This is a genomic window from Natronosalvus rutilus, assembly GCF_024204665.1.
Taxonomy (GTDB): domain Archaea; phylum Halobacteriota; class Halobacteria; order Halobacteriales; family Natrialbaceae; genus Natronosalvus; species Natronosalvus rutilus.
This window is the reverse complement of sequence record NZ_CP100355.1, coordinates 1,840,158-1,864,247: the sequence shown is the minus strand read 5'-3', so window position 1 is coordinate 1,864,247 and position 24,090 is coordinate 1,840,158. Positions and strand designations below refer to the sequence as shown.

21 protein-coding genes are annotated in these 24,090 nt (G+C 65.1%); 11 read left to right on the top strand and 10 right to left on the bottom strand.

Translation table 11 applies throughout. The features are described 5' to 3' along the window. Positions 1-10: 10 nt before the first annotated feature. Complete coding sequence (locus NGM29_RS09040) at positions 11-1,525, bottom strand: zinc ribbon domain-containing protein (RefSeq protein WP_254160326.1); 1,515 nt, start codon at positions 1,523-1,525, stop codon at positions 11-13. Further along, complete coding sequence (locus NGM29_RS09035) at positions 1,522-2,694, bottom strand: thiolase domain-containing protein (RefSeq protein ID WP_254160324.1); 1,173 nt, start codon at positions 2,692-2,694, stop codon at positions 1,522-1,524. The genes NGM29_RS09040 and NGM29_RS09035 overlap by 4 nt, the downstream gene beginning before the upstream one ends. A gap of 163 nt (positions 2,695-2,857) precedes the next feature. Between NGM29_RS09035 and paaK (NGM29_RS09030) the strand changes: the two genes are divergently transcribed. Together paaK (NGM29_RS09030) and paaI are read left to right on the top strand one after the other, a co-directional pair. Next, positions 2,858-4,144 (top strand): phenylacetate--CoA ligase PaaK, encoded by a 1,287-nt coding sequence (paaK, locus tag NGM29_RS09030; protein WP_254160323.1) that lies wholly within the window; start codon positions 2,858-2,860, stop codon positions 4,142-4,144. Positions 4,145-4,676: 532 nt separating this feature from the next. Beyond that, positions 4,677-5,072, top strand: coding sequence for a hydroxyphenylacetyl-CoA thioesterase PaaI (gene paaI, locus NGM29_RS09025; protein WP_254160321.1), 396 nt, complete (start codon positions 4,677-4,679; stop codon positions 5,070-5,072). A 108-nt stretch (positions 5,073-5,180) separates the two neighbouring features. On the opposite strand, the gene NGM29_RS09020 is transcribed toward paaI, so the two are convergent. Then, positions 5,181-5,819 carry a helix-turn-helix domain-containing protein gene (locus NGM29_RS09020; protein ID WP_254160319.1) on the bottom strand — a complete coding sequence of 213 codons (639 nt, stop codon included), beginning with the start codon at positions 5,817-5,819 and terminating at the stop codon, positions 5,181-5,183. Positions 5,820-5,906: 87 nt separating this feature from the next. On the opposite strand from NGM29_RS09020, the gene paaA reads away from it, so the two are divergent. The 6 genes from paaA (at position 5,907) to paaK (NGM29_RS08990) (ending at position 10,209) form a co-directional block, all read left to right on the top strand. Continuing rightward, on the top strand, positions 5,907-6,845 hold the full coding sequence (gene paaA, locus NGM29_RS09015; RefSeq protein WP_254160317.1) for a 1,2-phenylacetyl-CoA epoxidase subunit PaaA: 939 nt from the start codon (positions 5,907-5,909) through the stop codon (positions 6,843-6,845). 2 nt (positions 6,846-6,847) lie between these two features. Continuing rightward, entirely contained in the window at positions 6,848-7,177 is a 330-nt protein-coding gene (paaB, locus tag NGM29_RS09010) for a 1,2-phenylacetyl-CoA epoxidase subunit PaaB (protein WP_253434174.1), read from the top strand. After that, complete coding sequence (gene paaC / locus NGM29_RS09005) at positions 7,177-8,031, top strand: 1,2-phenylacetyl-CoA epoxidase subunit PaaC (RefSeq protein WP_254160315.1); 855 nt, start codon at positions 7,177-7,179, stop codon at positions 8,029-8,031. The genes paaB and paaC overlap by 1 nt, the downstream gene beginning before the upstream one ends. A gap of 44 nt (positions 8,032-8,075) precedes the next feature. Then, positions 8,076-8,606, top strand: coding sequence for a 1,2-phenylacetyl-CoA epoxidase subunit PaaD (gene paaD, locus NGM29_RS09000; protein ID WP_254160313.1), 531 nt, complete (start codon positions 8,076-8,078; stop codon positions 8,604-8,606). A gap of 1 nt (position 8,607) precedes the next feature. Beyond that, the gene (gene paaE, locus NGM29_RS08995) at positions 8,608-8,775 is read left to right on the top strand and encodes a 1,2-phenylacetyl-CoA epoxidase subunit PaaE (protein WP_305882370.1); all 168 of its coding nucleotides are present in this window, start codon (positions 8,608-8,610) and stop codon (positions 8,773-8,775) included. A 150-nt stretch (positions 8,776-8,925) separates the two neighbouring features. Then, positions 8,926-10,209, top strand: coding sequence for a phenylacetate--CoA ligase PaaK (gene paaK / locus NGM29_RS08990; RefSeq protein ID WP_254160311.1), 1,284 nt, complete (start codon positions 8,926-8,928; stop codon positions 10,207-10,209). Positions 10,210-10,263: 54 nt separating this feature from the next. Here the strand turns inward: paaK (NGM29_RS08990) and NGM29_RS08985 are convergent, their stop codons facing one another. Further along, a complete protein-coding gene (locus tag NGM29_RS08985; RefSeq protein ID WP_254160309.1) occupies positions 10,264-11,709 on the bottom strand; it encodes an aldehyde dehydrogenase family protein in 1,446 nt (481 codons plus the stop codon). Between the two features lie 232 nt (positions 11,710-11,941). On the opposite strand from NGM29_RS08985, the gene NGM29_RS08980 reads away from it, so the two are divergent. Further along, positions 11,942-12,418, top strand: a complete 477-nt coding sequence (locus NGM29_RS08980; RefSeq protein ID WP_254160307.1) for a VOC family protein — start codon at positions 11,942-11,944, stop codon at positions 12,416-12,418. 462 nt (positions 12,419-12,880) lie between these two features. On the opposite strand, the gene NGM29_RS08975 is transcribed toward NGM29_RS08980, so the two are convergent. The 6 genes from NGM29_RS08975 to NGM29_RS08950 form a co-directional block, all read right to left on the bottom strand. After that, positions 12,881-13,255 carry a methylglyoxal synthase gene (locus tag NGM29_RS08975; protein WP_254160305.1) on the bottom strand — a complete coding sequence of 125 codons (375 nt, stop codon included), beginning with the start codon at positions 13,253-13,255 and terminating at the stop codon, positions 12,881-12,883. Positions 13,256-13,307: 52 nt separating this feature from the next. Beyond that, complete coding sequence (locus tag NGM29_RS08970) at positions 13,308-14,834, bottom strand: TrkH family potassium uptake protein (protein WP_254160303.1); 1,527 nt, start codon at positions 14,832-14,834, stop codon at positions 13,308-13,310. A gap of 160 nt (positions 14,835-14,994) precedes the next feature. Further along, positions 14,995-15,243, bottom strand: a complete 249-nt coding sequence (locus tag NGM29_RS08965) for a hypothetical protein (protein WP_254160301.1) — start codon at positions 15,241-15,243, stop codon at positions 14,995-14,997. 329 nt (positions 15,244-15,572) lie between these two features. Then, positions 15,573-17,888 carry an amino acid permease gene (locus tag NGM29_RS08960; RefSeq protein WP_254160299.1) on the bottom strand — a complete coding sequence of 772 codons (2,316 nt, stop codon included), beginning with the start codon at positions 17,886-17,888 and terminating at the stop codon, positions 15,573-15,575. Further along, positions 17,881-18,312, bottom strand: coding sequence for a universal stress protein (locus NGM29_RS08955; RefSeq protein ID WP_254160297.1), 432 nt, complete (start codon positions 18,310-18,312; stop codon positions 17,881-17,883). Before NGM29_RS08955 ends, NGM29_RS08960 begins: the two co-directional genes overlap by 8 nt. A gap of 178 nt (positions 18,313-18,490) precedes the next feature. Beyond that, entirely contained in the window at positions 18,491-20,851 is a 2,361-nt protein-coding gene (locus NGM29_RS08950) for an amino acid permease (protein ID WP_254160295.1), read from the bottom strand. Between the two features lie 319 nt (positions 20,852-21,170). Here NGM29_RS08950 and trkA point away from each other — a divergent pair, with 319 nt between their 5' ends. Both trkA and NGM29_RS08940 read left to right on the top strand, forming a co-directional pair. Further along, on the top strand, positions 21,171-22,505 hold the full coding sequence (gene trkA, locus NGM29_RS08945; protein ID WP_254160293.1) for a Trk system potassium transporter TrkA: 1,335 nt from the start codon (positions 21,171-21,173) through the stop codon (positions 22,503-22,505). Further along, on the top strand, positions 22,505-24,058 hold the full coding sequence (locus NGM29_RS08940; RefSeq protein WP_254160291.1) for a TrkH family potassium uptake protein: 1,554 nt from the start codon (positions 22,505-22,507) through the stop codon (positions 24,056-24,058). Before trkA ends, NGM29_RS08940 begins: the two co-directional genes overlap by 1 nt. Positions 24,059-24,090 lie beyond the last annotated feature (32 nt).

The following is a 24,090-nucleotide window of genomic DNA, read 5'->3' as shown; positions in this document are numbered from 1 at the left end:
ACTCAGGCGCTCAAGACTCGAGCAGTTGCATCTTGAATCCGTACCGGGTCACGCCCTCCTGGGTGTAGATCCGCCGGATCGTCGCGTCGACGCGGTCGCCAACGGAGACGGCGTCCGTGTCGGGCGTCAGTACCTGCGTGGGGGTCGAAACGGGCTCGTCGTCGGGTTCGGGTCCCTCGAGTGCCACGACAGCGCTGACGAACGCGCCGTCGCGGGCCTGCTGCTCGACGAACTCCGGTGGGGCGCCGCCCTGGCCGATCACGGTCGCGGCTTCGACGGTTCCCGTCCCGGGGAGTTCGACGTCGTCGTACTCGTCGAGCGTTCCGCACTCCCGACACGCACCGGAAGGCGGGAACGCGAGCCGCCCGCACTCCCGACAGCGGCCCGCGACGAGGCGGTGGCGCTGGGCCATCGTCCGTTTCCAGCTGGGGACGCTGACGTAGGCGCCGCCGCCGTCGGGTTCGCCGGGCGTCACGTCGCCGCGGATGCGGAGGTACTCGCCGTAGGAGAGCGTTCGGTCGCCCTCGAGCGCGGTTTCGACGGGGACGCTGTCGCTCGTGTTGGGGTCGCCTCCTACGTCGCTCCCGCCCACCTCGAGGCGCATCGCAATCGCGCCACCGCCCGACCCGTACGCGACCAGGCCGAGCGAGCGGTGGTCGGCCTCGAGAGCCTTCGCGAGCCCGAGGAGGGTGCTCGTGGCGCCCGTGTCCCCGAGGTCGTGGACGGTCGTCCCCGCCTGGATCCGTTCGGCGTCGACCCCCAGCGCGCCCGCGGCACGGTAGGGCAGTTTGCCGTTCGGCGACTGGAGGCAGACGGCGTCGACGTCCTCGAGAGAGGGGGCGAGCCCGTCTGCGGCCGACGCGACGGCGTCGGTGTAGGCGTCCCGGTCGTACTGCGTAATGTCGAGGCCGGTCGTTTCCCTCGAACCCGCTTCCCGGAATCGGGTTCCGGGAACGGCGTCGACGAACTCACCGGCGTCCGTGATTCTTCCAGGGCCGTCGGGCGTCAAGACGAGCGCGGCGGCGCCCGCCCCACCCGCGTGCTCGTGTTCGTCAGAGGGGGCGCCACGTGGGGCGTCGCTGGCGACGACCAAGACGGCGCCGTCGGTCGTAGTTTCGAGGCCCGTCCGGAGTGCGTCGGCACCGACGCGGGTGCTACCGGTGAACTGGCGGCTCTCGAGCGACGAGGTGAGTCCGAGGAAGCTGGCCAGGCGCGGCCCCAGCGCCTCCTCTTCGTAGGGTGGCGTGGTCGTGCCGAGGAGGAGGTGGGTGATGGTTCCGGGCTCGGCGTCCGCGACCTCGAGCGCCCGTTGGGCGGCCTCGTAGGCCATCGTCAACGTATCTTCGTCGCCCGCCGGGACGGCCGTCTCGGAGATGCCGGCGCCCTGGAACTGCCCCCAGGCTTCCGTGACGGCCTCCGCAGTGAGTCGGTAGCCGGGAGCGTACGCGCCGACCCCGGCAATACCGAGGCGGTTCGTTTCTTCGCCCGCCTCGCCGGTCACGTCGTCTGCTCGAGACGCGGTCATCGCGCCACCTCCTGCTCGAAGATATGGACTGCCGTCGCGCCGCCGCTCCCGCCCACGTTGTGGGTGAGGCCGTAGCGCGGGTCCTCGAGCTGGCGGTCGCCCGCGTTCCCGGTCAGTTGATCGAAGACCTCGACGACCTGCCCGGTGCCGGTCGCACCGATGGGGTGACCTTTCGACTTGAGGCCGCCGGAGGTGTTGACCGGGAGGTCGCCGTTCGGGTCGGTGACGCCCTCGCGGAGGAGTTGCGGCGCTTCCCCGGGTTCGCAAAAGCCCAGGTCCTCGTAGGCGATGAGTTCCGCGATGGCGAAGCAGTCGTGGACCTCGGCGAAGTCCAGGTCGTCGGGGCCGATTCTCGCTCGTTCGTAGGCTCGCTTCCCCGCCTCCTGAGAGGCCGAGATACTCGTGTAGCTGTCGCGTTCCGCGAGGCCGACCCGCTCGCTGGCCGCGCCGACGCCCGCGACGCGAACGCGCTCGTCGGTGTACTCGGCCACGACGTCCTCGCTCGCGAGGAGGACCGCGGCGGCCCCGTCGGAGGTCGGACAGCAGTGGTAGAGATTGAGGGGGTCGGCGACCGCCGGCGCCGCAACGGCGTCTTCGAGCGAGCACTCGAAGCCGAGGTGGGCCTTCGGGTTCTTCGCGCCGTTGGCGTGATTCTTGACCGCGACTCTCGAGAGGTCCTCGGGGGTCGCGTCGTAGGCGTCCAGGTAGGCGCTGGCCATCTGGGCGTACACTCCAGAAAAGGTGGTGCCGGTGAGCCGTTCCCACTCGGTTTCCCCGGAGACGCCGAGCCAGTACTTCGTGGTGTCGCCGGACATGTCGGTCATGACCTCGAAGCCGCCCGCGAGGACGACGTCGGCCATGCCGCTCTTGATCGCCTGGACGCCCTGGCGGACGGCGAAGCCGCCCGCCCCGCAGGCGTTTTCGATCCGCGAGCAGGGCACGTTGTGGAGCCCGACGTGTTCCGTGACGGCCGGTCCGGAGAGACCGATCTGGCGGCCGCCGACGCCGAGGGTGGCGACGACCGCCTCGTCGACGTCGTCCGTGTCCAGGCCGTGGTCGACCCGGTCTCTCGCGGCCGCGTACGCCTCCGCGAACAGCTCCCGGTAGCCTCGCTCCGGGAACGAACCGAAGGCGGTCTGTCCAGCGCCGATGACGTAGACGTCCCGCATACCCGGTCCTTGTCAGGTGGCGGATTTATAGCTTCGGACCCTGGCAGTCTCCGCTCGAGTCGAGTCGCTGTCACCATCGACGGGCGTTCCGTTCCCCCGACGCCGTGGGTGATTTGTGCCTACCACATAATTTTTGGTGCCCCACTCCAGAGAGGGAGATGAGATGGCCTACCAGGCAATAGAGACCGCTCCGCGGAGTGAACTCCGGGAGTGCCAGAACGAACGCTTACAGGAAACGGTGCGAAACGCCTACGAGAACGTCGACCACTATCGAGAGGCACTCGAGGACGCCGGACTCACCCCCGACGACATCGAGACGGTCGACGACATCACGAAGCTCCCCTTCACGACGAAGGAGGACTTCCGCGACGAGTACCCCGACGGCCTGTTCGCCGTCGACAACGAGGATATCGTCCGGATCCACGCCTCCTCGGGAACCACGGGGAAGCCGAAGATCGTCTCCTACACGCAGAACGACGTGGACGTCTGGAGCGACGCCGTGGCCCGGTGCCTCGAGGCTGCTGGCCTCGGCGCGGGCGATACGGTTCAGAACGCCTACGGCTACGGGCTCTTCACGGGCGGTCTCGGGCTCCACTACGGCGTCGAGGAACTGGGCGCAACCGTGATCCCGATCGGCGGCGGCAACACCCAGCGCCAGGTCGAGATGCTCGAGGACCTCGGAAGCGACGCCATCGCCTGCACGCCCTCCTACGCGCTGTACCTCGCCGAGACCGCGGACGACATGGGCGTCGACATCAAGGACCTCCCGCTACGGGTGGTCATCTTCGGTGCCGAACCCTGCACGGACCCGATGCGCGAGGCCATCGAGGAACGCCTCGGCGTCAAGGGAATCGACATCTACGGTCTCTCCGAGATCGTCGGCCCCGGCGTCTCCATCGAGTGCGCGGAGGCTCAGGAGGGGCTGCACATCCACGAGGACCGATTCTACCCCGAGGTCGTCGATCCCGAGACCGGCGAGCCCCTGCCGGAAGGCGAGGAGGGCGAACTCGTCCTCACGACGCTCTCGAAGGAGGCCCTGCCCGTCCTCCGGTACCGGACGGGCGACCTGACGACGCTCTCGAGCGGGGAGTGTGAGTGCGGACGCACCACGATCCGCATGGACAACGTCACCGGTCGCTCCGACGACCTCGTGATCATCCGCGGGGTCAACTTCTACCCGAGCGAGGTCGAGGACGTCGTCCTCGAGTTCGACGAGGTGGCGCCTCACTACCGGATCGACCTGGACAGAGTGAACAACCTGGACACCCTCGAGATCACTATCGAGTGCGAGCACGACTTCGAGGGCGACCGCGAGGAACTGCGCGACCGGGTGCTCACCCGCCTTCAGAACGTGCTCTCGTTCACCCCGGATACCCTCACGATCGAGGAGCCTGGCGGCATCGAGCGGACGGAAGTCGGGAAGGTCAAGCGCGTCTACGACCACCGCTGAAGACAGTTCTCGGTGAACGGATCGCGATTTCGGAGGTCGGTTCTCGACGTGTTCTCGAGCGTCGATTCACAAGAATTGGTATAGAATCTATAGTATTCAATATAGAAGTTATAGTTTCAATCAGAGAGTGACTGAGGACTCGAGCGACCAGCCCGAGCCGGGAAGCCAGCCGAGGGGGAATCGCGACAGATTAACACGCCGTCATGGACCGGAAGGTACGGTGGCCGGGAGCACGTGCCCGCGATAGCGGGCCGTGCGACCCGGGGGAAGGCTGGCGTCCGTCCTGGCGGACAGAAAGGGCGAACGGCGCTCGCGCCGAGAGAGCTTTCGTCGTATTTGTCGTCGTGTTCGTAACCGATCCTATGTTCTCGTCGCCGTGTTCGTGGCCGATCTTCGTCGTATCTGTGGTTCTCGTGATCGATCACCGGTCGGTTCACGCCTCGTCTCCCGCGTCACTCGAGCCGACGTCGCGCTCGACGACCGGTTGCCCCCACCAGTAGTTTCTTGCCACCCGACCACACTGGCTGTGGGTATGGCAGACATCGACGCGCTGCGCGAGCACATCGAGAGCGATCCCTACTGTGCGACTCTCGGCATCGACCTCGTCGACTTCGAACCCGGCCACGCCCGGACCGAACTCGAGGTCACCGAGGACTTGACGAACTTCCACGGAACGCCCCACGGCGGGGCGGTCTACTCGCTCGCGGACGCAGCGTTCGCGGCGGCGTCGAACTCCCACGGTGAGACGGCGGTGGCCCTCGAGACGAACATCTCCTACCTCGAGGCGGTGGACGTAGGCGACGTCCTGTCGGCGACCGCGGAGGAGACCCACGTCGCCGGTCGCACCGCAGAGTACGAGGTCGTCGTCACCGACGAGGCCGACGATCGGATTGCGACGTTCCGCGGTCGCGTATACATTCTCGGGTAATCGATCGAGTCGATCTAAAACCGGTCCTCGTCGAAGCGTGACTCGAGGCAGGTCTCGAGATGCCGAACACGGCTCCGACGACGAGCACGACTCTGACGACGAACCACCTCACGCGAAAATCTGTCGAAACAGCGCCTCTTCCGCCCGCCGAAGCCGCTCGAGGAACGCCGACTTGCTGATGCCCAGTTCCGTCGCCACTGCCTCCGAGCTCGTCCCCCGCGGGATCTCGAAGTACCCCTGATCCATGGCGACCCGGAGACACTCCTCCTGGGCGGGCGTCAGGTCCCACTGCTGGCTTGGCGCCTCCTGGGCCTCCGATTCCATGGGGTAGACGCGCTCGAGGCGCACGCCGACGGTGTCGCCCGCGGTCTCCATCACGTTCTTGAGCACGTCCCGACCGACGACGGCCCCGAAGACCGTCGCCGCGCCGTTGCGGTACCGGAGCGTCTCGACGATCAGGCCGCCGTTGATCAGGTCGTGGACCACGCAGGGCTGCTTCGAGAGACACCGGAATCGGTACCGCCCGTCGACCTCGGTGACGTGGAGGTAGCGGATGCGGTCGTCGGCGTCGAGCGTCTCGACGAAGTGCTCGTTTCGCGGCGAGCTAAACTGCAGCAGATCGTAGCCGTCGGCCCGCAGCTGTGGCGCCTGGGCGTGGACTTCGAGGTCGACCGACTTCGTCGCCTCGGCGAGCGGGCAATCGTCGTGCTGCACCCGGAATTCGACGGCGAGACACTCCTCGATCATGTGAAAAAGTACGCGCGAGAGTATTTAAAACCCCGTCATGTGGCGGTCAACTGCTAAGGGTCGAAACGACGTGTAGTATAATGAACGATGGACATCGACACCGTCAAAGAACGGGCCGGGCCGCGGGAGTTCAGCCCCGCGGACGACATGCCCCTCGAGTACCGGGAGGCCGCCACCCGGATGATCGAGTTCCACGCCAACAGCGAGATCATGGGGGCGTACCTCGAGCGGCCGTTCATTCGACAGGCACCGAGTATCGACCGCAAACTGGCCTTCTCGGCGAAGGTACAGGACGAGATCGGCCACGGGCAGTTGCTCTACCGCGCGGCTGAGTCGCTGGGCGTGAAGACGCGCGAAGAGATGCTCGACGACCTGGCCAACGGGAAGGGGAAGTTCCTCAACTGCTTCCACTACCCGATGGACAGCTGGGTCGAGACGCCGATGATCGCCTTCTTCGTCGACGGCGCCGCGATGCGCCGCCAGGCGACGCTGCGACGCACCAGCTGGGAGCCCTACGCCCACGCCATGGACAAGGTGTGCTTCGAGGAGGGGTTCCACGTCAAACACGGCGAGAGCATCCTCGCGGAGCTGATGACCGGCTCGAAGAAGGAACAGGAGATGACCCAGGAGGCCTTCGAGACCTGGTGGCCCCGGATCATCCAGTTCTTCGGGCCGACCAACGACAAGAGTACCCACCACGACTTCTCCGCCGCAGTGGGGCTCAAAGCGCAGTCCAACGACGACCTGCGCTCGATGTTCCTCCGGGAGTACATCCCAAAGGCCGAGCGTTACGGCCTCGAGATCCCCGACGAGCCACGTATCCGCGAGACCGACAGCGGCTACGAGGTCGTCGAGGACGACCTGGACTGGGACGAGTTCTTCCAGATCGCGAAGAACGACTACGAGCCGGGTCTCGGCCAGATCGACGGCCGCAAGCAGGCCCAGGACGCCGTCCAGTGGGTCCGCGACAGCCTCGAATGGGAGAACCGACCGGCGGGCAGCCCGAAACCACAGGCGGCTGACTGACCATGATCTGGGAAGTATTCCGACAGGAAGAGCAAGGTGGGTACCACACCCACTGCGGCAACGTCCACGCGCCCGACCGCGAGATGGCCAGGCAGTTCGCGGCCATCCAGCACGGCCGGCGCAAGGCGACCAACAGCCTCTGGGTCGTCCCGAAGGAAGAGGTCGCGGAGATCGACGCCGACGAGACTTCCTTCGGCGGCACGACCGACAAGAGCTACCGCTGGGGGCCGACCTACAAGTCCGACGTCGATCACGCCGCCGAGGTCATCGAATCGGACAAGGAACAGGAAGCCGCCGAACGACAGCGCTCGAAAGCGCAGGGTGACGACTGATGGCGAGTGCCGAATCCGTGACGGCCGACGACCTCTCGGCCGACGAACGAGACGCGCTCGAGGCGCTGTTGCTCCGGCTGGCGGACGACGAGTTCGTCCTCGCCGAGCGCTACACCGAGTGGCAGGTCCGCTCGCCCACCCTCGAGTCCGACCTCGCGCTGTCGAACAACGCCCAGGACGAACTCGGTCACGCCCGCCTCTGGTACGACGTGCTCGAGGACCTGGGCTACGAGGAACACGAACTCATCTACGAGCGCGAGGCCGACGCCTGGCGCCACAGCACCCTCGTCGAACGGCCGTTCCCCGGGGGCGACTGGGCCGACGCCATCGTCCGTCACTACCTCTACGACGTGGCGGAGAAGCGCCGCCTCGAGGCGCTCGAGGACTCGGCGTACCCGAAACTCGCCGACCGTGTCGGCAAGATCCAGGCCGAGGAGCGCTACCACTTGGAACACGCCCAGAACTGGATGGAACGGCTGGCTGACGACGACGCAGACGACGGCGGTCGAGAACGCCTCCAGCAGGCCGTCGACCGGCTCTTCCCGTACGCACTGACCCTGTTCGCCCCCGTCGACGATGAGACCGAGGCGACGATCGAGGAAGCCGGCTTCCGCGACGCCACGCTCGAGGAGTTGGCCACCGACTGGGCGAGCGAGGTCGTACCGTTCCTCGAGGGACTGGGACTCGACGTGCCGATCGGCGAGGACGACGTCCTCGACCTCGATCCGGACGTTCCGCGCGGGCGCGACGGCGACCACACCGACGCCTGGGCGGACCTCCGCGAGGAGTTCACCAGCACCTACCGCGAACTGGGTCGCTCGGGGGCGACCAAGATCATGGAGAAACCGGAGTAACGCCTCCAGGCACCCGTACCCCGTACCCACTGCTACCAACCACAATGAACCGTAACACACCATCCGATGTCGACGTTGACGCCGATGCCGCGCTCGAGGCCGACCCACCGACCGAAGGAGTCGACGGAACCGACGACGACTTCGAGGCGGGAGCGCAGTACGACCCGGACCTAGACGCCGAGAACGAGGCGACCCCATGTTCGTACACCGACTACCGATCCGGCGAGACCGTCGAGGACCTCCCGGCGACCGGCGAGGGCGCGACGGGCGTCGAGGCCGCCGTCTGGGACGCCCTCTACGGGGTCGAGGATCCCGAGATGCCGGTCAGCATCGTCGACCTCGGCCTGATCTACGGACTCGTAGTCGAGGACGGCCACGCGACCGTCGACATGACCCTGACGTACTCGGGCTGTCCCGCACGGGACATGCTCCAGGACGAGATTCGAGAGACCGTCGCGGACGTCGACGGCGTCGAGTCGGTCGACCTCCGCCTCGTCTGGAGTCCCGGCTGGACCATCGAGATGGTGACCGAACAGGGCCGATCCGACCTGCGGGAGTTCGGGTTGAGCGTCTAATATGCGCGAGACAGATCCATCCGTGATGACGAGCGGCGAGGCGTCGGGGGCGGAGTGTCCCTACTGCGAGTCGACGGACACCGTTCGCGAGCATCCGAAGGGACCGTCGCTGTGTCGCTCGATGCACTACTGCAACGAGTGCCAGCAGCCGTTCGAGAAGTTCGAGTGAGGCGAGGACTCGGGTGAGCGACGAGGACTCGGGGCCAGAGTAGCGGGCCGCGCGAGATTCGTAACGCTCGCCGACGCACAAACCACCCGCGAGCGGCGACCCGCGGGGCGCCAAGAACTATAGGCCTCCCCTTCGTCCCCTCGAGACAGCATGGTCGCATCCGACGAACGGCTCCCGCGGGAGGAACGCCGGGAACTGCAGACGAAGCGGCTCCGTGAGACTGTCGAACGCGTTCGCGAGAACGTCCCATTTTACGAGGAGCGGCTTACAGCGGCTGGCGTTTCCACGGACGACGTCGAGACGCTCGAGGACGTCACCAAACTGCCGTTCACCAAGAAAGCTGACTTTCGAGACACCTATCCCGACGGCCTGTTCGCCGTCGACAACGAGGACGTCGTCCGCATCCACGCCTCCTCGGGGACCACCGGAAAGCCGAAAATCGTCGCCTACACCGCGGACGACCTTGAGGTCTGGAACGAGGTAATGGAGCGAGCGATGCGGGCCGCCGGCCTCGACGCGGGCGATACGGTCCAGAACGCCTACGGCTACGGGCTCTTCACGGGCGGCCTCGGTTTCCACGCCGGGGCGGAGTCGCTCGGGGCGACGGTGATCCCGACGAGCAGCGGCAACACCCAGCGCCAGGTCGAACTCGCCGCGGACCTCGAGAGCGACGCGCTCTGCTGTACGCCCTCCTACGCGCTGTACTTCGCCGAACGAGCCGAGCAGATGGGCGTCGATCCGCGGGAACTCCCGCTGTCGGTCGTCCTCTACGGCGCCGAACCCTGTACCGAACCAATGCGGGAGGCCATCGAGGAACGCCTCGGGGTCACGGGAATCGAGAACTACGGCCTCTCGGAACTGATCGGACCCGGCGTCGCCGTCGAGTGCGCCCACGCCCAGGACGGGCTTCACGTTCAGACCGACCACTTCTACCCCGAGGTGATCGATCCCGACTCCGGCGAGCCCCTGCCGGAAGGCGAGGAGGGCGAACTCGTCCTCACCTCGCTCACGAAGGAAGCCCTGCCCGTGATTCGATACCGGACCGGCGACATGACCACCCTGATCGAAGAGCCCTGTGACTGCGGTCGAACCACGATCCGAATGGACGGCGTCACTGGCCGCGCCGACGACCTGCTGATCGTCCGCGGCGTCAACCTCTACCCCAGCCAGCTCGAGGCCGTAATCCTCGAGTTCGACGCCGTCGCCCCCCAGTACCGGATCGACCTCTCTCGCGAGGACGCGCTGGACCGCCTCGAGGTGACGGTAGAACTCGAGCGCGGGTTCGACGGGGACGAAGACGACCTGCGCGAGCGGTTGCTCGAGGCGATCTCGAGCACGCTCTCGTTGACTCCCGATACGCTGGACCTCGTGGCGTACGGCTCGATCGAGCGAACTGAGGTGGGGAAGGTCAAGCGAGTGTACGACCACCGCTGATTCGTCGTGACCGCCCCCCGACTTGGCGACCATCGGAGGTACAGAGTCAGCTACCTACTCGAAGTTGATGTTCACGTTCTTCGCCTGCGTGTACTCGCCGATGGCTTCGGCGCCCTGCTCGCGGCCCTCGCCGCTCTCCTTGACGCCGCCGAACGGCGTCTGCGGGAAAGTGACGGGATACTCGTTGACGCTCACCATCCCGTACTCGAGGTCGCGGGCGAAGCGGTGGGCCCGCGAGAGGTCGTTCGTCCAGACGCCGGCGAGCAGGCCGTACGGCGAGTCGTTGGCCACGTCGAGGGCCTCTTCCTCGCTCTCGACCTCGATGACCGAGAGCACTGGCCCGAAAATCTCCTCGCGAGCGACGGTCATGTCGTTGGTCACGTCGGTCAACACGGTCGGCTCGAGGAAGTAGCCCTCCCGGTCGGGGACCTCGCCGCCGGTCGCGACGGTCGCGCCCTCCTCCAGGGCGGTGTCGACGTAGTCGGCGACCTCGTCTCGATGGCTCTCGCTGACGAGCGGCCCCATCCGCGCGTCGTCGTCGATGCCGTTCCCGAGCGGCGTGTTCTCTGCGCCGGCGACGACACTCTCGACGACTTCGTCGTGGACGTCCTCGTGGACGACCAGTCGGGAGCCAGCCCAGCACATCTGCCCGGCGTTCATGAAGATGCCGTAGTGGACGCCCTTCGATGCGGCCTCGAGGTCCGCGTCGGGGAAGATGACGTTTGGCCCTTTCCCACCCAGTTCGAGGGTGACGCCGGTAACGCTGTCGGCGGCCTGACCCATTACGCGCTTGCCGATTTCCGTACTGCCAGTGAAGGCCACGTGGTCGACGCCCTCGTGTTCGGCCAGCGCCGCTCCGGCGACGCTCCCGCGGCCGGGGACGACGTTGAGCACGCCGTCGGGAAGCCCGACTTCCTCGGCGGCCTTCGCGTAGTACAGCGCGGAGAGGGGCGTCTGGCTCGAGGGCTTGACCACGGCGGTGTTGCCACAGGCGAGCGCCGGAGCGAGGCTGCGTCCCGCCAGCTGGAACGGGTAGTTCCACGGGACGATGTGGCCCGTCACGCCGACGGGCTCTCGGATGGTGTAATCGAGGCGGTCGCCGGGGACGGGAATCTGATCGCCCGCGAGCTTGTCCGCCCAGCCGGCGTAGTACCGGAACGTGTCGATGACCATCCCGACCTCGAGGGTCGCCTCGAACTGCGTCTTGCCGTTGTCGTGTGATTCGACGAGCGCGATTTCGTCCTTCCAGTCCTCGAGCAGGTCCGCAAATGCCTGCAGGTAAGCTGCCCGCTCGGCGGGGTCGAGTGAGGCCCACTCGCTGCCGCGCTCAAGCGCGGCGTCGGCCGCCGACACGGCGGCGTCGACGTCTGCTTCGCCAGCCGCCGCGACCGTCGCGTAGGTCGTCTCGTTCGCGGGGTCGACCGTCTCAATCTGCCCGCCGTCTTCGCCGTCGGCCCATTCGCCGTCGATGTAGAGGTCCGTTGGACCCGTGTAGCTCATGCACGAAAACCGACGGACGGAAGCGTGTTATAGATTGGTGTAACGGCACGCCTCAGGGCGTGCTCGGAGGGGAGTCTCAGTTGCGTCGCACGGCTCCCAGCGCGGTGAAGACGACTCGAGTGAGAGTCCCGCCCGGAAGACGGTGGCCCGGCTTGGAATCCGAACACGACGCCGCAGGGAGCGCGACGGCGACGTCCCAAACGATTATTCTCCTCGAGAGACGTTTCGACGTATGAACGGGGATGACCTGCCGCCGATGCGCGTCGATCACACCGGAATCGCCGTCGAGTCCATTCCGGAGGCCGAACCGCTCCTGTTCGCCCTCGGCTGTGAGAAGATTCACGAGGAGCCGAGCAAGTACGGGTCGTTCACCTGGGCGACCTACGTGCTCGGCAGCGCCTCCCGACTCGAACTCATCGCCCCGCAACCGGGGTCGGACTCCTTCCTAACCGCCTACCTCGAGGAACACGGCCCCGGCCTCCACCACGTCACCCTCGAGGTGGCCGACCTCGAGGCCGCGGTCGAAGCGCTCGAGGCGGCGGAGGTGTCGATCATCGACCACAACGAGTTCGAGACCTGGGGCGAGGCGTTCGTCTCCCCGGCGAATCCTACGGGCGTCCTCTTTCAGTTGATGGAGTACTACGAGGGGTACGCCGGTGAACGGGACGCGGGTTGTCGATTGTTCGTCGACGGAACACCCCTCGAGTGATCTGTGCTCGAGGGCCGGTGACCTGGCCGGCGGTTCACATCTAGCCGACCGGGCGTTCGCGCCAAACGTGTGATGAATTAGTATAGATTACGAGCATAGCTATGTAATGGTGTGTGAGTTACTAACATAATATGGTACGGCCGCTCCAGATTGGCCATATATATTTTTCCTGTAATAAATTAGTATCTGGTATTTCCGTCTCGAGGACGAAAACGACCCTCTATCGACGACTCTCGAAGAAAAGCGCTCAAATCGGCTTGTAATCCCGAAAAATGCCACTACCGGTCGTTTGATGCCGGAAGTTCCGGACGGTTAGGAGTACAGGATCGAGGAACTCGTCTTCGAGCCTTATTGGTTGTATGACGGCCATATGTGAATTTTGAGAGTGTCGAGGCATTGCGGCGATGGGGGGTCGGAAGGAAGTATACGTTAATAAATAGATTACTATACCAATCAGTATTATTATGAGACGTCGTCGATTCCTTCGAGCAGGTACCGCGCGCTCGCGAGGTTCGTCGCTAGGGCGGTGTCGTGGACGTCACAGATCCGCAAGAGCGCCGAGATGTCGGGTTCGTGCGGTTGGGCCGTGAGCGGATCGCGCAGGAAGACGATCCCGTCGAGAAGATCCTGGGCGACCTCGCTCCCGATCATCAGGTCGCCGCCGAGCGGCCCCGACTTCTTCCGTTCGATCTCGAGGTCGGTCGCCTCGAGGAGGCGTTTGCCGGTCGTACCCGTTGCGATGAGGTCGTAGTCGGCGAGCACGTCCTCGTACTCGCGGGCAAAGGCGATGAGGTCGTCTTTCTTCTCGTCGTGGGCGATGAGTGCGAGTCGAACCATAGGCTCGATTCGTCCTCGAGGGGCAAGATACCTCGGGCGCTCGTCCTCGAGTCTACGAGCGCCAGTACGCCGGGAGCAAGAGGACGAGAACGGGGATGATCTCGATACGGCCAATCCACATCATGAAGATCATGACGAAGCGCGTGAACAGCGGAAAACCGGCGTAGTTGTCGAACGGGCCGGCCAGGCCGAACGCGGGGCCGATGTTGAGGAAGATGGAGGCAGCCGCGCCGAGAGCCTCGAACTCGGAGACGGTGATCCCGTCGCGCGCCGCGTCGACGACGATGAAGATGGTCAACAGGAAGAAGATGATGATCGCGAGCATCACGTAGGCGAAGATGTCGTTGATCGTGTCTTCGTCGACGACGGTATCCCCGAGTCGGACGGGTCTGACCGCTCGCGGGTGGATCGAGAGAAAGAGGTTGCGAGCCAATCCCTTCAGGATCACCAGCCAGCGCAGGGACTTGATCGAGCAGGTGGTACTGCCGGCCATGCCGCCGACGAACATCCCCAGAAAGAGGATGTGCTTTGCGCCGGGGTTCCAGAGATCGAAGTTCGTCGACGCGTATCCCGTCGTCGTCACCATCGAGACGACGTTGAACAGGCCGTGTCTGAGCGTCGGCTCGTAGCCCACGGTATCCCCGGCGAGGCCGACGAGTACCGAGACGATCGCTCCGAAGACGGCGATGACGCCGATGTAAAAGCGAAACTCCTCGGACTCGAGCGGCCGCGTGTACGATCCACGGGCGACCGCGTAGAGCAACACGAAGTTCGTCGCGCCGACGATCATGATCGGAATCATCGTCCACTGTACGAGCGGCGTGAACGCCCCGATGCTATCCGGTTCGGGCGAGAAGCCAGCCGTCGAGACGCTCGTCAGCGCGTGAGAAATCGCGTTGAAGAGGTCCATCTCCGGCGCCAGCCCGAGGAGGTGAAACGCGTAGAAAATCGCCGCAGCCGCTACCGTCAGCCCGACGTAGAGTCCCCAGATGAGCCGTGCCGTGCTCTCGATCTCCGGGGTGAGCTTCGTGACCGTCTGGGTCTGGGTCTCGGTCTCCATCAGCTGCGCACCCCCGACCATCAGGTTCGAGAGCAGGCCGATGGCGACGATCAGGATGCCCAGGCCGCCGAGCCATTGCTGGACCTGCCGCCAGAGCAGAATCGAGCGCGGCTGGTTCGTGAAGTCCCAGCCGCTCATCACCGTCGCGCCCGTCGTGGTCAGACCGCTCATGCTCTCGAACATCGCGTTGACCGGTCCCTCGAGTCGGCCCGAAAAAGCCGAGGCGGGATCGGCGCCCAGCCCCAGCAGGAAGAACGGAATCGCGCCGATCAACGCGACCCCGAACCACGTCATCGCAACCATCAGGAACGCCTCGCGCTGTCCGAGATCGCGCTCGTCGCTCAGGCGCTCGAGCAGCGTACCGATGGCGACGGTACAGGCGATGGCGACGACGAACGGAATCGTCTCGTCGCCGTCGAGTGCCGCGAGCGCGAGCGGCGCAGCCAGCGGGACGGCGAGCCAGAAGAGAACGGTCCCCGTCACGCTACAGCTTGAGCGCCAGTCGACTCGGATCCTCATCGAACGACTCGACCTGTGTCAGCGACGGTGATAACGATACTGGGTTTCGTCGTCCAGTTGGGGTGGATTTCAGCGGGACTCGATAGTGGCGTCGGAGGTACGGTGTCGAGAGAAAGTGTCGAGAATAGGGCGCCGAGAACACGGCGTCGAGGCCACGGACTCACTCGAGCGCCGCGAGAAAGTCGTCCAGGAGCGCGGAGCGTTCGTCCCTCCAGGTCTCCCCGTCGGGAGGTAAGTAGCGAACGACGACCGTCTCCCCCTCGTTTGGCTGGTCCACCGCGTCGACCCACCGGGTTCCCTGCCAGAGACCCGTAACCTCGACGCGCCCATGTCGAGTGTGGGTGTACGTGCGGCCGCACTCGAGACCGCTATCGGCGGGCGAGTGGGAGGTGTTCGTTCTGTTTCTCATACGCGTAGTTCTACGTTCGAGGCCTTTTTCCTGACTGCTTGCGGTCGAAGGTTTCCGATCACCGGGCCAAGAGCATCTGATTGGCCGTCCGCGCTGAGGGAAGCGGCCCTTTCGCAGGGCAAGAACAGACGTCGATTGGGCCATGTGAGCCAGGCTGGACACCTGTTCGACTAATCTTGAGGGGCGCAGCCTGCAGACGCGTCGTTCCGCGACTGTGACCGTGGTTACCAAACCGTGAGACCGACCCGTTCGGCGTCGCGAGATTCGAGTGCATCGCGGAGTAGGCCTCGAGTGTTTTGCCGAGCGAACCTCGAGTGCACCGTCGACGGTCAGGAGCCAGGTTCCGTTCTCGGCTCGGCTTCTTCTTCCGTTTGCGTGGACGCTTCGACTCCTGGACGGCCGAAGAGCCGTTCGCGGAGCGACCGTTTGGCCGGACGCTCGGCGAGCAGGACCGAACAGTCGACCTCGTCGACGACGTCGAACACGAGCGAACCGCCCACGAGCCGGGAGAGGAGCCCCTTTCTGGTCGCGCCGAGGACGATCATCGTGTGATCGTTCGTGGCGCGCTCGATGGCCGCCTCGACGTCGCCATCTGTTTCCACGAGGAGGGTCGCGTCGCCGAGGCCGTGCTCGTCGGCCCAGGTGCCGAGGAACGCCGTTCCTTTCGCCCTTTCGGTGTCCTCGTCGACGACGTGCAAGATCGATACGTCGGCGCCGTGGACGTCCCGAAGCGCCTTGGCCGCCTCGGCACTGAGGTCCGAATCCGGCCCGCCGGCCGTCGGTACGAGTACGCGCGAGGGGTCGAATCCGCGGTCTTTGAACACCAGGAAGTCACACGGGAGGTTCGTCGTGAGGTCCTCGAGGCCGGCACTCGTTCGCCCGCTGGTCCACGGTCGGTTCGGGCTCCAGCCCATGACGACCGTGTCGGCGTTCAGCCGTTTAGCGGAGTCGACGACCTCCTCGAGCGACCGGTGAGAGACCACAGTGTGGGTTTCGATCTCGACGTCGTACTCCGCAGCGACCCTCCGGGCGTTCTCGAGAAGTCGACTCGACTCGCCGTCGACCGTCTCGAGCTGATCGGCCACGTACTCGAGGGACGTCTGGTCGGGGACCTCGACGACGTGAACGGCGTGAACGACGCCGTCGTTCTGGTCGGCCATCGTACAGCCGAGGGCGACCAGTTCGTCCTCGGTCCGGGGGTTCGAGACGGGGACCATCACGTTGTAGGGTGCGGTCGCGTCGGGGGAGGCAGCCTCGGCAGCCGAAACCGCGATGTCGGGCATTTCTTCGGACCGGTCGCGAACGTACTCGCCGAGGACGCCCTGGATCGGCGTGCGGTAGCGTGCGTAGAGAACGTACCAGAGGACGGCCCCGACGATGAACACCACCGCCAGGATCTGGGAGGTGGTGTCCATGAAGTAGATGAGTCCCAGCGACAGGACGAACCCGAGAATCGGTACGATCGGGTACAGCGGAACCGTGAAGTCGGGATCGTAGTCGGGGTGGTCGGTTTCGCGGAAGACGATCAGCGCGGCGTTCATCAGGGCGTAGACGATCAGGTGGAGGACGCTCGCCGCTTCCGAGAGCACCTTGACGTCTCCGCCCATGACGACGATGAAGACGATGATCAGCCCGCCGGTAACGACGATCGATCGATAGGGTGTCGCGAATCGCGGATGAATTTCGTTGAGCCAGTCGTTGACGATCTTGTCTCGGCCCATCGCGAAGTTGATCCGGGCCGACGCCAGAATCGAGGCGTTCGCCGAGGAGGCTGTCGCCAGCAGCGCACCGAGGGCCATGATCACCGCGGCCGCACCTGCGAAGTTGCCGGGGAACGCCACTTCGGTCGCCTGTGCGACCGGCGCCTCGAGGTCGAGGTCCGGCCACGGGACGACGCCGAGCATGATCGTCACGAGAATGCCGTACAGTACCGTGACGATGGCGACGCTGCCGACGATGGCGATGGGGAGGTTCCGTCCCGGGTTCTTCATCTCCTCGCCGACGGTGGCGATCTTGGCGTAACCCAGGAAGGAGACGAAGACGAGGCCGGTCGCCGGCAAGAGTTCGGCGGTTCCGAACGGGGTGTAGCCGCCACTTCCGGAGACCGTCCCCCAGTCGAAGGCGAACCAGCCCGCGATTGCGAAGACGCCCAGAATCACGAGCAAGATAGTGACGATGATCGTCTGGACGCCGCCGGTCTCCTTCGCGCCGATGTAGTTGACGCCGACGAAGGCCGCACCAGCGAGGATTGCCCCTACCTGCACGTTACTGAGAAACAGGATCGAGGGTAACTCGAGCAGTTCGCCCAGGTAACGGCCGAATCCAATGGTGTAGAAGGCCGAGGCGAAGGCGAGCCCTAGCCAGTCTCCCAGTCCGGATATCGAGCCGAACAGCGGGCCGAGAGCCCGATTGACGTAGTAGTAGGCACCGCCGGCTTTCGGCATCGCCGTTCCGAGTTCGGAGACCGACAGGGCATTGACCATGGCGATGACCCCACCGACGAGAAACGAGATCACGACGATTGGGCCGGTTCCCTGTGCGGCCTCACCGGGGAGGACGAAGATGCCTGCCCCAATCATCGTCCCGATGCCGATGGTCATCGCGGGAATCAGGCCGAGGTCCTTGGCGAGTTCCTCGTCACTCATCTCGGTCACCCGGAAGGATCAGGACCGGTCGATCGGTTCGATTGATCAATTTTCGCGCGACGTCCCCCGTTAGCAACTGTCGCCACCGACTCTCGCTGCGCGGGACGAAAACGATCGTGTCGGCGCGTTCGTCGTCGGCGACCTCGAGGATCGTCGCCGCGACGTCGGTCCCGTATCCGACGGTGGGTTCGATAGTGAGCGTGGGATCGTCGATGACCGCCTCGAAGATCTTGAAGAGGGTTTCGGCGAACTCCTCTCGCTGTTCGACGCCCGCGGCGTCGGGAGCACCGCCAGCTTTTTCGACGACGTAGATCGGGATCAGGGTAGCGTCGTCGAACCGACCGGCGACGGCCTTGCCCGTTACTCGAGCGTCCTCTTCGTTCGCAATTGGCACCAGAACGCGCCGAAACGGCCCGTCACTCATCCGAAACCGCCTCCGGTGACTCCGAGAGCGTTCTTCTCGAGCAGAGTACAGCAACTATCCGACGGTATCATATTCGAGGGTATTTATCGATACATGATAAAACCCTCGCTTGTATTTTCGAATCCCGAATATCGGGGCTCGGAATTGGCGAATCGATAGTTGGCCAGATCGCCGCCGCTTACTGAGAGGTGGTTTCGGTATTGCTCTCGTCGACGTCGGGCGTCGTCGGCTCGGGTTCGACGCCCGTCGGCTCGTCCTCGAGATCGCTGTCGCCGGCTCCGCCGCCGAAGAGTCGATCCCAGAGGCTTCGCGTGTGCTGTTTCTCCGCCAGCAGGACCGAACACTCAACCTCGTCCAAGACGTCGAGCACGAGCGACCCGCGAACGAGTCGCGAGAGGACGCCCTTCTCGGTGGCCCCGATCAACAGGAGGGTAGCGCTCTCGGCGGCCTCGGCGATTCGACTCTGGACGTCGCCGGTCTCGACGTGGAGCCTCGCGTCCTCGAGTCCGTGATCACGTGCCCAGGACGAGAGGAACGCCTCACCCTGCTCTCGCTCGCCGTGGTCGGTCACGTGCAGCAGCGTCACGTCGGCGTCGTACTGCGACTGGAGGGTCGTCGCGACTGCAGCGGCGAGTTCGGAGTCGGGACCGCCGGCCGTCGGGAGCAAGATTCTCGAGGGGTCGAACCCGCGGTTTCGGAAGACGAGGAAGTCACACGGCAGTGAGTGGGCGAGTTCGTCGATAGTCGGTTCGGCTCGCCCAGGCGCGCCGTGCGATTCGGGCCCCCAGCCCATCACCGTCACGTCGGCGCCGTAGCGCTTCGCCGATCCAAAGATCTCCTCGAACGGGTCGTGCGAGAGGACGATATGCGTCTCGACGTCGACGCCGTAGGTCTGGGCGTCCTGCTGGGCTTGCTCGAGCAACTGGTGGGCGGTTTCGTGGGCCTTCTGTTCGCGCGCGGCCTCGAGGGGGGTCTGCCTGGGCACGTCGACGATGTTGACGGCGACGACCGTGCCATCGTGCTGGTTGGCGACGGCCGATCCGAGCGTGATGAGGTCCTTCTCGTGCTCGGGGTTGGCCAGCGGTACCATGACTCGGTAGTCGCTCTGTTCGGGGGCGACACTGGTCGCAGCGGAGACGGCGACGTCGGGCAATTGCTCCGAGCGGTCGAGGATCCAGGCGTCGAGGACGCCAGCGGATTCGACGTGCCGTCGGGCGTAGAAGAGATACCACAGCGCCGCGAAGGCGACCAGCCCCAGCGAGAGGTAGATCACGCGGGGTTCGATGTAGACGATGAGGGCGAACGAGGAGATCGTGCCGATGATCGGGACGATGGGATAGAGCGGTACCTCGAAGTCCGGGTCGTAGCCCTCGGCGTCGGCCTCGCGCATGACGATCAACGCGATGTTCAACAGCCCGTAGACGATTAAATGTAACACCGATCCGGCCGTTGAGAGCAACTCGAGGTCGCCCGCGACCAAGAAGAAGAGAATGAGCGCGCCCGTGATGGCGATGGATTTGGAGGGCGTCCCGAAGCGTGGGTGGATCTCGTTAAGTTTGGGCGTGACGATTTTTTCCCGTCCCATCGCGAAGTTGATCCGGGACGAGGAGAGGATCGAGGCGTTCGCTGACGAGGCGGTCGCGAGCAGACCTCCGAACAGAAGGAGACCTGCGCCGAAGGCGCCGAGGCTGTACCCGAGGAGGTCGTATTGCCCGAACAAGAGGCGGGCGGCGTCGACGACGGCTGTATTGTTCTGGGCGACGAGTTCGTTCGGGACGGCCGCGAGCAGGACCACGAGGAAGAACGCGTAAATGGTCGTGACGATAACGACCGACCCAATCACCGCTCGCGGCAGGTTGCGCCCGGGATCCTTGATCTCCTCGGCGACGGAGGTGATCTGGACGAAACCCAGGTAAGAGACGAAGATGATCCCGGTGACGGGAAGGATCTCACCGGCCATTCCCGGCTGCGCGGATCCGGCAAGCGAATTCAGGTCGGCATTGAGCAGACCGACGACCGAGAAGAGCGCGAGGATTGCCACGAGCAAGACGACGATGACGATCTGAAGCGTCCCGGTCTCCTTCGCGCCGATGTAGTTGATGCCGATGAAGAGAAGGGCGCCGACTAGTCCGATCATCTGTGCCGGGCCGAGCGTCACGGGCCCGAGCGCGAGGGCGCCGAGGCCGACCAGGTCGTTGACGTACTCGCCGAGGCCGTACATGTAGAAGGCGGAGGCGAACGCGAGGCCGATCCAGTTGGCCCATCCGGTGATCGACCCAAACAGCGGGCCGAGTGCGCGATTAACGTAGAAGTACGCCCCGCCGGATTTTGGCATTGCCGTCCCCAATTCGGAGGCAGAGAGCGCCGTAAACAGGGCGATCACCCCGCCGAGGACAAAGGTTGCCGCGGCGAACGGTCCCGCCCGGAAAACGGCGGTCCCTGGCAGGACGAAGATGCCCGCCCCGATCATCGTCCCGATCCCGATGGTCAGCGCCGCGAGAGGCCCGAGGTCCTTGGCGAGTTCCTCGTCGCCACTCACGTCGGGTCACCTCGAGGGACCTCGTCGCGGGCGAGAGTGCCGGTCGAGCGCGACGTCTCGATCCGAGTCGGGGGCGTTCGTCCGTCGATGCGGCCGGCAGATGGGTGAGCGAGTATGAACATTGGTGGGAAGAATACGTCTGCTACCACCACGTATTCACACGGGTGATATCAGGGCTTCGCTCTCTCTTCGTCAGCAACGTCCAGATTGTGGGCTCGGGCATACTAACCAGTCAGTCAGCCCGTCGTACCACGTCGTAACGTCTATTTCGGTACCAGCAAAACACCACCTCAATGAACGAGCCTTCACGGGTGGCATCGTGCACGTAGTCATCGTCGGTGCTGGCGAAGTCGGTCGATCGATCGCCAAGAATCTCGAAGAGACCCACGACGTCGTGATTGTCGATCAGGATTCTGACATCGTCGAGGACCTCACCTACTCGCTCGACGTGCTCGCCATCGAGGGCGACGGGACCGAAATCACGACGCTTCACGAGGCGAACGTCGAGGAGGCCGGCCTCGTCATCGCCTGTACGGACGACGACGAAGTGAACCTCGTAATCTGCGGTGCGGCCAAGACACTGACCGACGCGTTCACCATCGCCCGCGTGCGACGGCGGACGCTGCTCGAGACGTGGGAGGGGTCGGAGGGTGCTTTCGGCGTCGACTTCATGGTCTGTACCGACCTGCTCACGGCCCAGGCGATCTTCCGCATCTCCGGCCTCCCCGGCGCCCAGGACGTCGACATGTTCGCCGGCGGCCTCGTACGGATGGCCGAGTTCGAGATCAGCCCCCAGAGCCCGATCGCCAACCAGAGCGTCCAGGACGCCGACCGGTACGACTCGTTGACGTTCGCAGGGATATTCAGAAACGGGGACATGATCGTTGCTCGCGGAGAGACGGTGATCGAACCGAACGACCGCGTCGTCGTCATCGGCAGCCCCGACTCCGTCTCGACCTTCGCCGACGACCTCGTCTGTCTCCCGGAAACCGAACAGGAGGAGGTCGTCATCGTCGGCGCCAGCGAGATCGGCTACCAGGCCGCCCGCGAGTTCGAGGAACACGGCTACGAACCGCGTCTCATCGAGCGAGATCCTGACCGCGCTCGGCAAGTCGCCGAAGCCTTGCCGAACACGCTCGTTATGCAGAGCGACGCCACCGATACGGACTTCCTAGAGCGCGAGCACGTCGACGAGGCAGACATCGTCATCTCCGCTCTCGGCAGCGACGAGCGCAACCTTCTCGTCTCCCTGCTCGCTCGACGGCTCGGCGTCGACCGCACCGTCGCCGTCATCGAGAACCTCGAGTACGCCGAACTGTTCGAGACCGTGGGCGTCGACGTGGCGATCAACCCCCGCGAGGAGACCGCCGAGGAAATCGTCCGATTCACGCGATCGAACCGCGCAGAGAAAGTGGCCATGCTCGAGCACGACCGCGCCGAGGTCATCGAGATCGAGGTCGGTGCCGACAGCGCCCTGGCCGAACGAACGATCATGGACTCGGTCGCCGACCTCCCCGAGGGCGTCGTCATTGGCGCCATTTCCCGCGGCGGCAACCTCGTGACCCCGCGTGGAGACACGACGCTCAGGCCCGGCGACCACATCGTGCTGTTCGTCGATGCGACGGTTCTCGATCAGGTGCTCGAGGCGATCTGATGGACTCCCATCTCCACGTCGACACCCACCTCCGTGTCGACTGGCGGGCCGGGCTGAGCCTCGTCGGGACGATACTCGCGTTTCTCTCGCTCGCTTTCGTCCTGCCGATCGTAACGGCATTCGCATACGGCGGCGAGGATCTCTGGGTCTTCGTCATCTCGATGAGCGTCACCGTCGGGTTCGGCCTCGTGCTCCGACAACTCGACCCGGATCCGGATCCCGGCGCTCGAGAGGCGTTCATGGTCGTCGCGCTGACGTGGCTTTTCGCCGCAATCTTCGGCGCACTTCCCTACCTCCTGGCCGGGAACGGAACAGTCGCTCACCCGACGAACGCCCTCTTCGAGAGCATGAGCGGCTTCACGACGACCGGCGCGACGGTGATGGGCGACATCTCCTTCGACACCCACTCGAGGGCGATGTTGCTTTGGCGACAGCTCACCCAGTGGGTCGGCGGGATGGGGATCATCGTCCTCGCCGTGGCGATCCTCTCCCAGATGTCCGTCGGTGGCGCGCAGTTGATGGAAGCCGAGAGCCCGGGCCCGGGTGTTTCGAAGCTGACGCCCCACATCGCGGAGACGGCGCGGGTGCTCTGGTTCGCCTACATCGGCTTCACCCTTCTCCTGATGGCGCTGCTTTACGGCCTCCACCAGGCCGGGTTCGCGCCGGAGATGGACCTGTACAACTCGATCGCTCACGGCCTCTCGACGCTCCCCACCGGCGGCTTTTCGCCCGAAGCCAGAAGCATCGAGGCGTTCTCGCCGGCCGTCCAGTGGCTCATTATGCCGTTCATGTTCATCGCCGGGGTCAACTTCGTCCTCTGGTGGCACCTCGTCTCGGGGGACACGCGAGCCCTGTTTCGGGACAACGAGTTCCGACTCTACCTCGGGGCCGTCACCACGCTCTCGGTCGTGCTCACGGCCGTCCTCTTCTTCGACGCCACCGTGAGCACCGACGAGGTCGGCCAGATCGGCGGTCGCCTCGAGCCCTCGATACGGTACGCCACGTTCCAGATCGCCTCGCTGACCAACTCGACCGGCTTTGCGAACGTCGACTTCGATCAGTGGGGCGGCACCGCGAAGGCCGTGATGCTCTTTGCAATGTTCATCGGGGGGAGCACCGGGTCGACCGGCGGGGGAATCAAAGTACTCCGGTGGCTCGTCATCCTCAAATCCCTGCGGCGGGAACTGTTTACGACCGTCCACCCCGAGGCCGTTCGCCCGGTCCGAATGAACGGCGAACCCCTCGACGAGGAGGCTATCCGGGGCATCTACGCGTTCACGTTGCTGTACCTGGGCCTGTTCTTCCTGGGGGTCCTCTTGCTGGCCGCCGACGCCGCCCGCGTCGGTCTCGACCTCGAGGCGATCGAACTGGTCACAGCCTCGATCGCTACCCTGGGTAACATCGGGCCCGGGTTCGGCATCATCGGTCCGATGGGCGGCTACGGCGAGTTCCCGGTCACCTCGCGGCTCCTGATGATCCTCTACATGTGGATCGGTCGCCTCGAGATTTTCCCCGTGCTGGTGTTGCTGACGGCGGCGTACTGGCGGTCGTAACCCGTGAGGCAGTCGAGGTGCTTTTGGCGCCG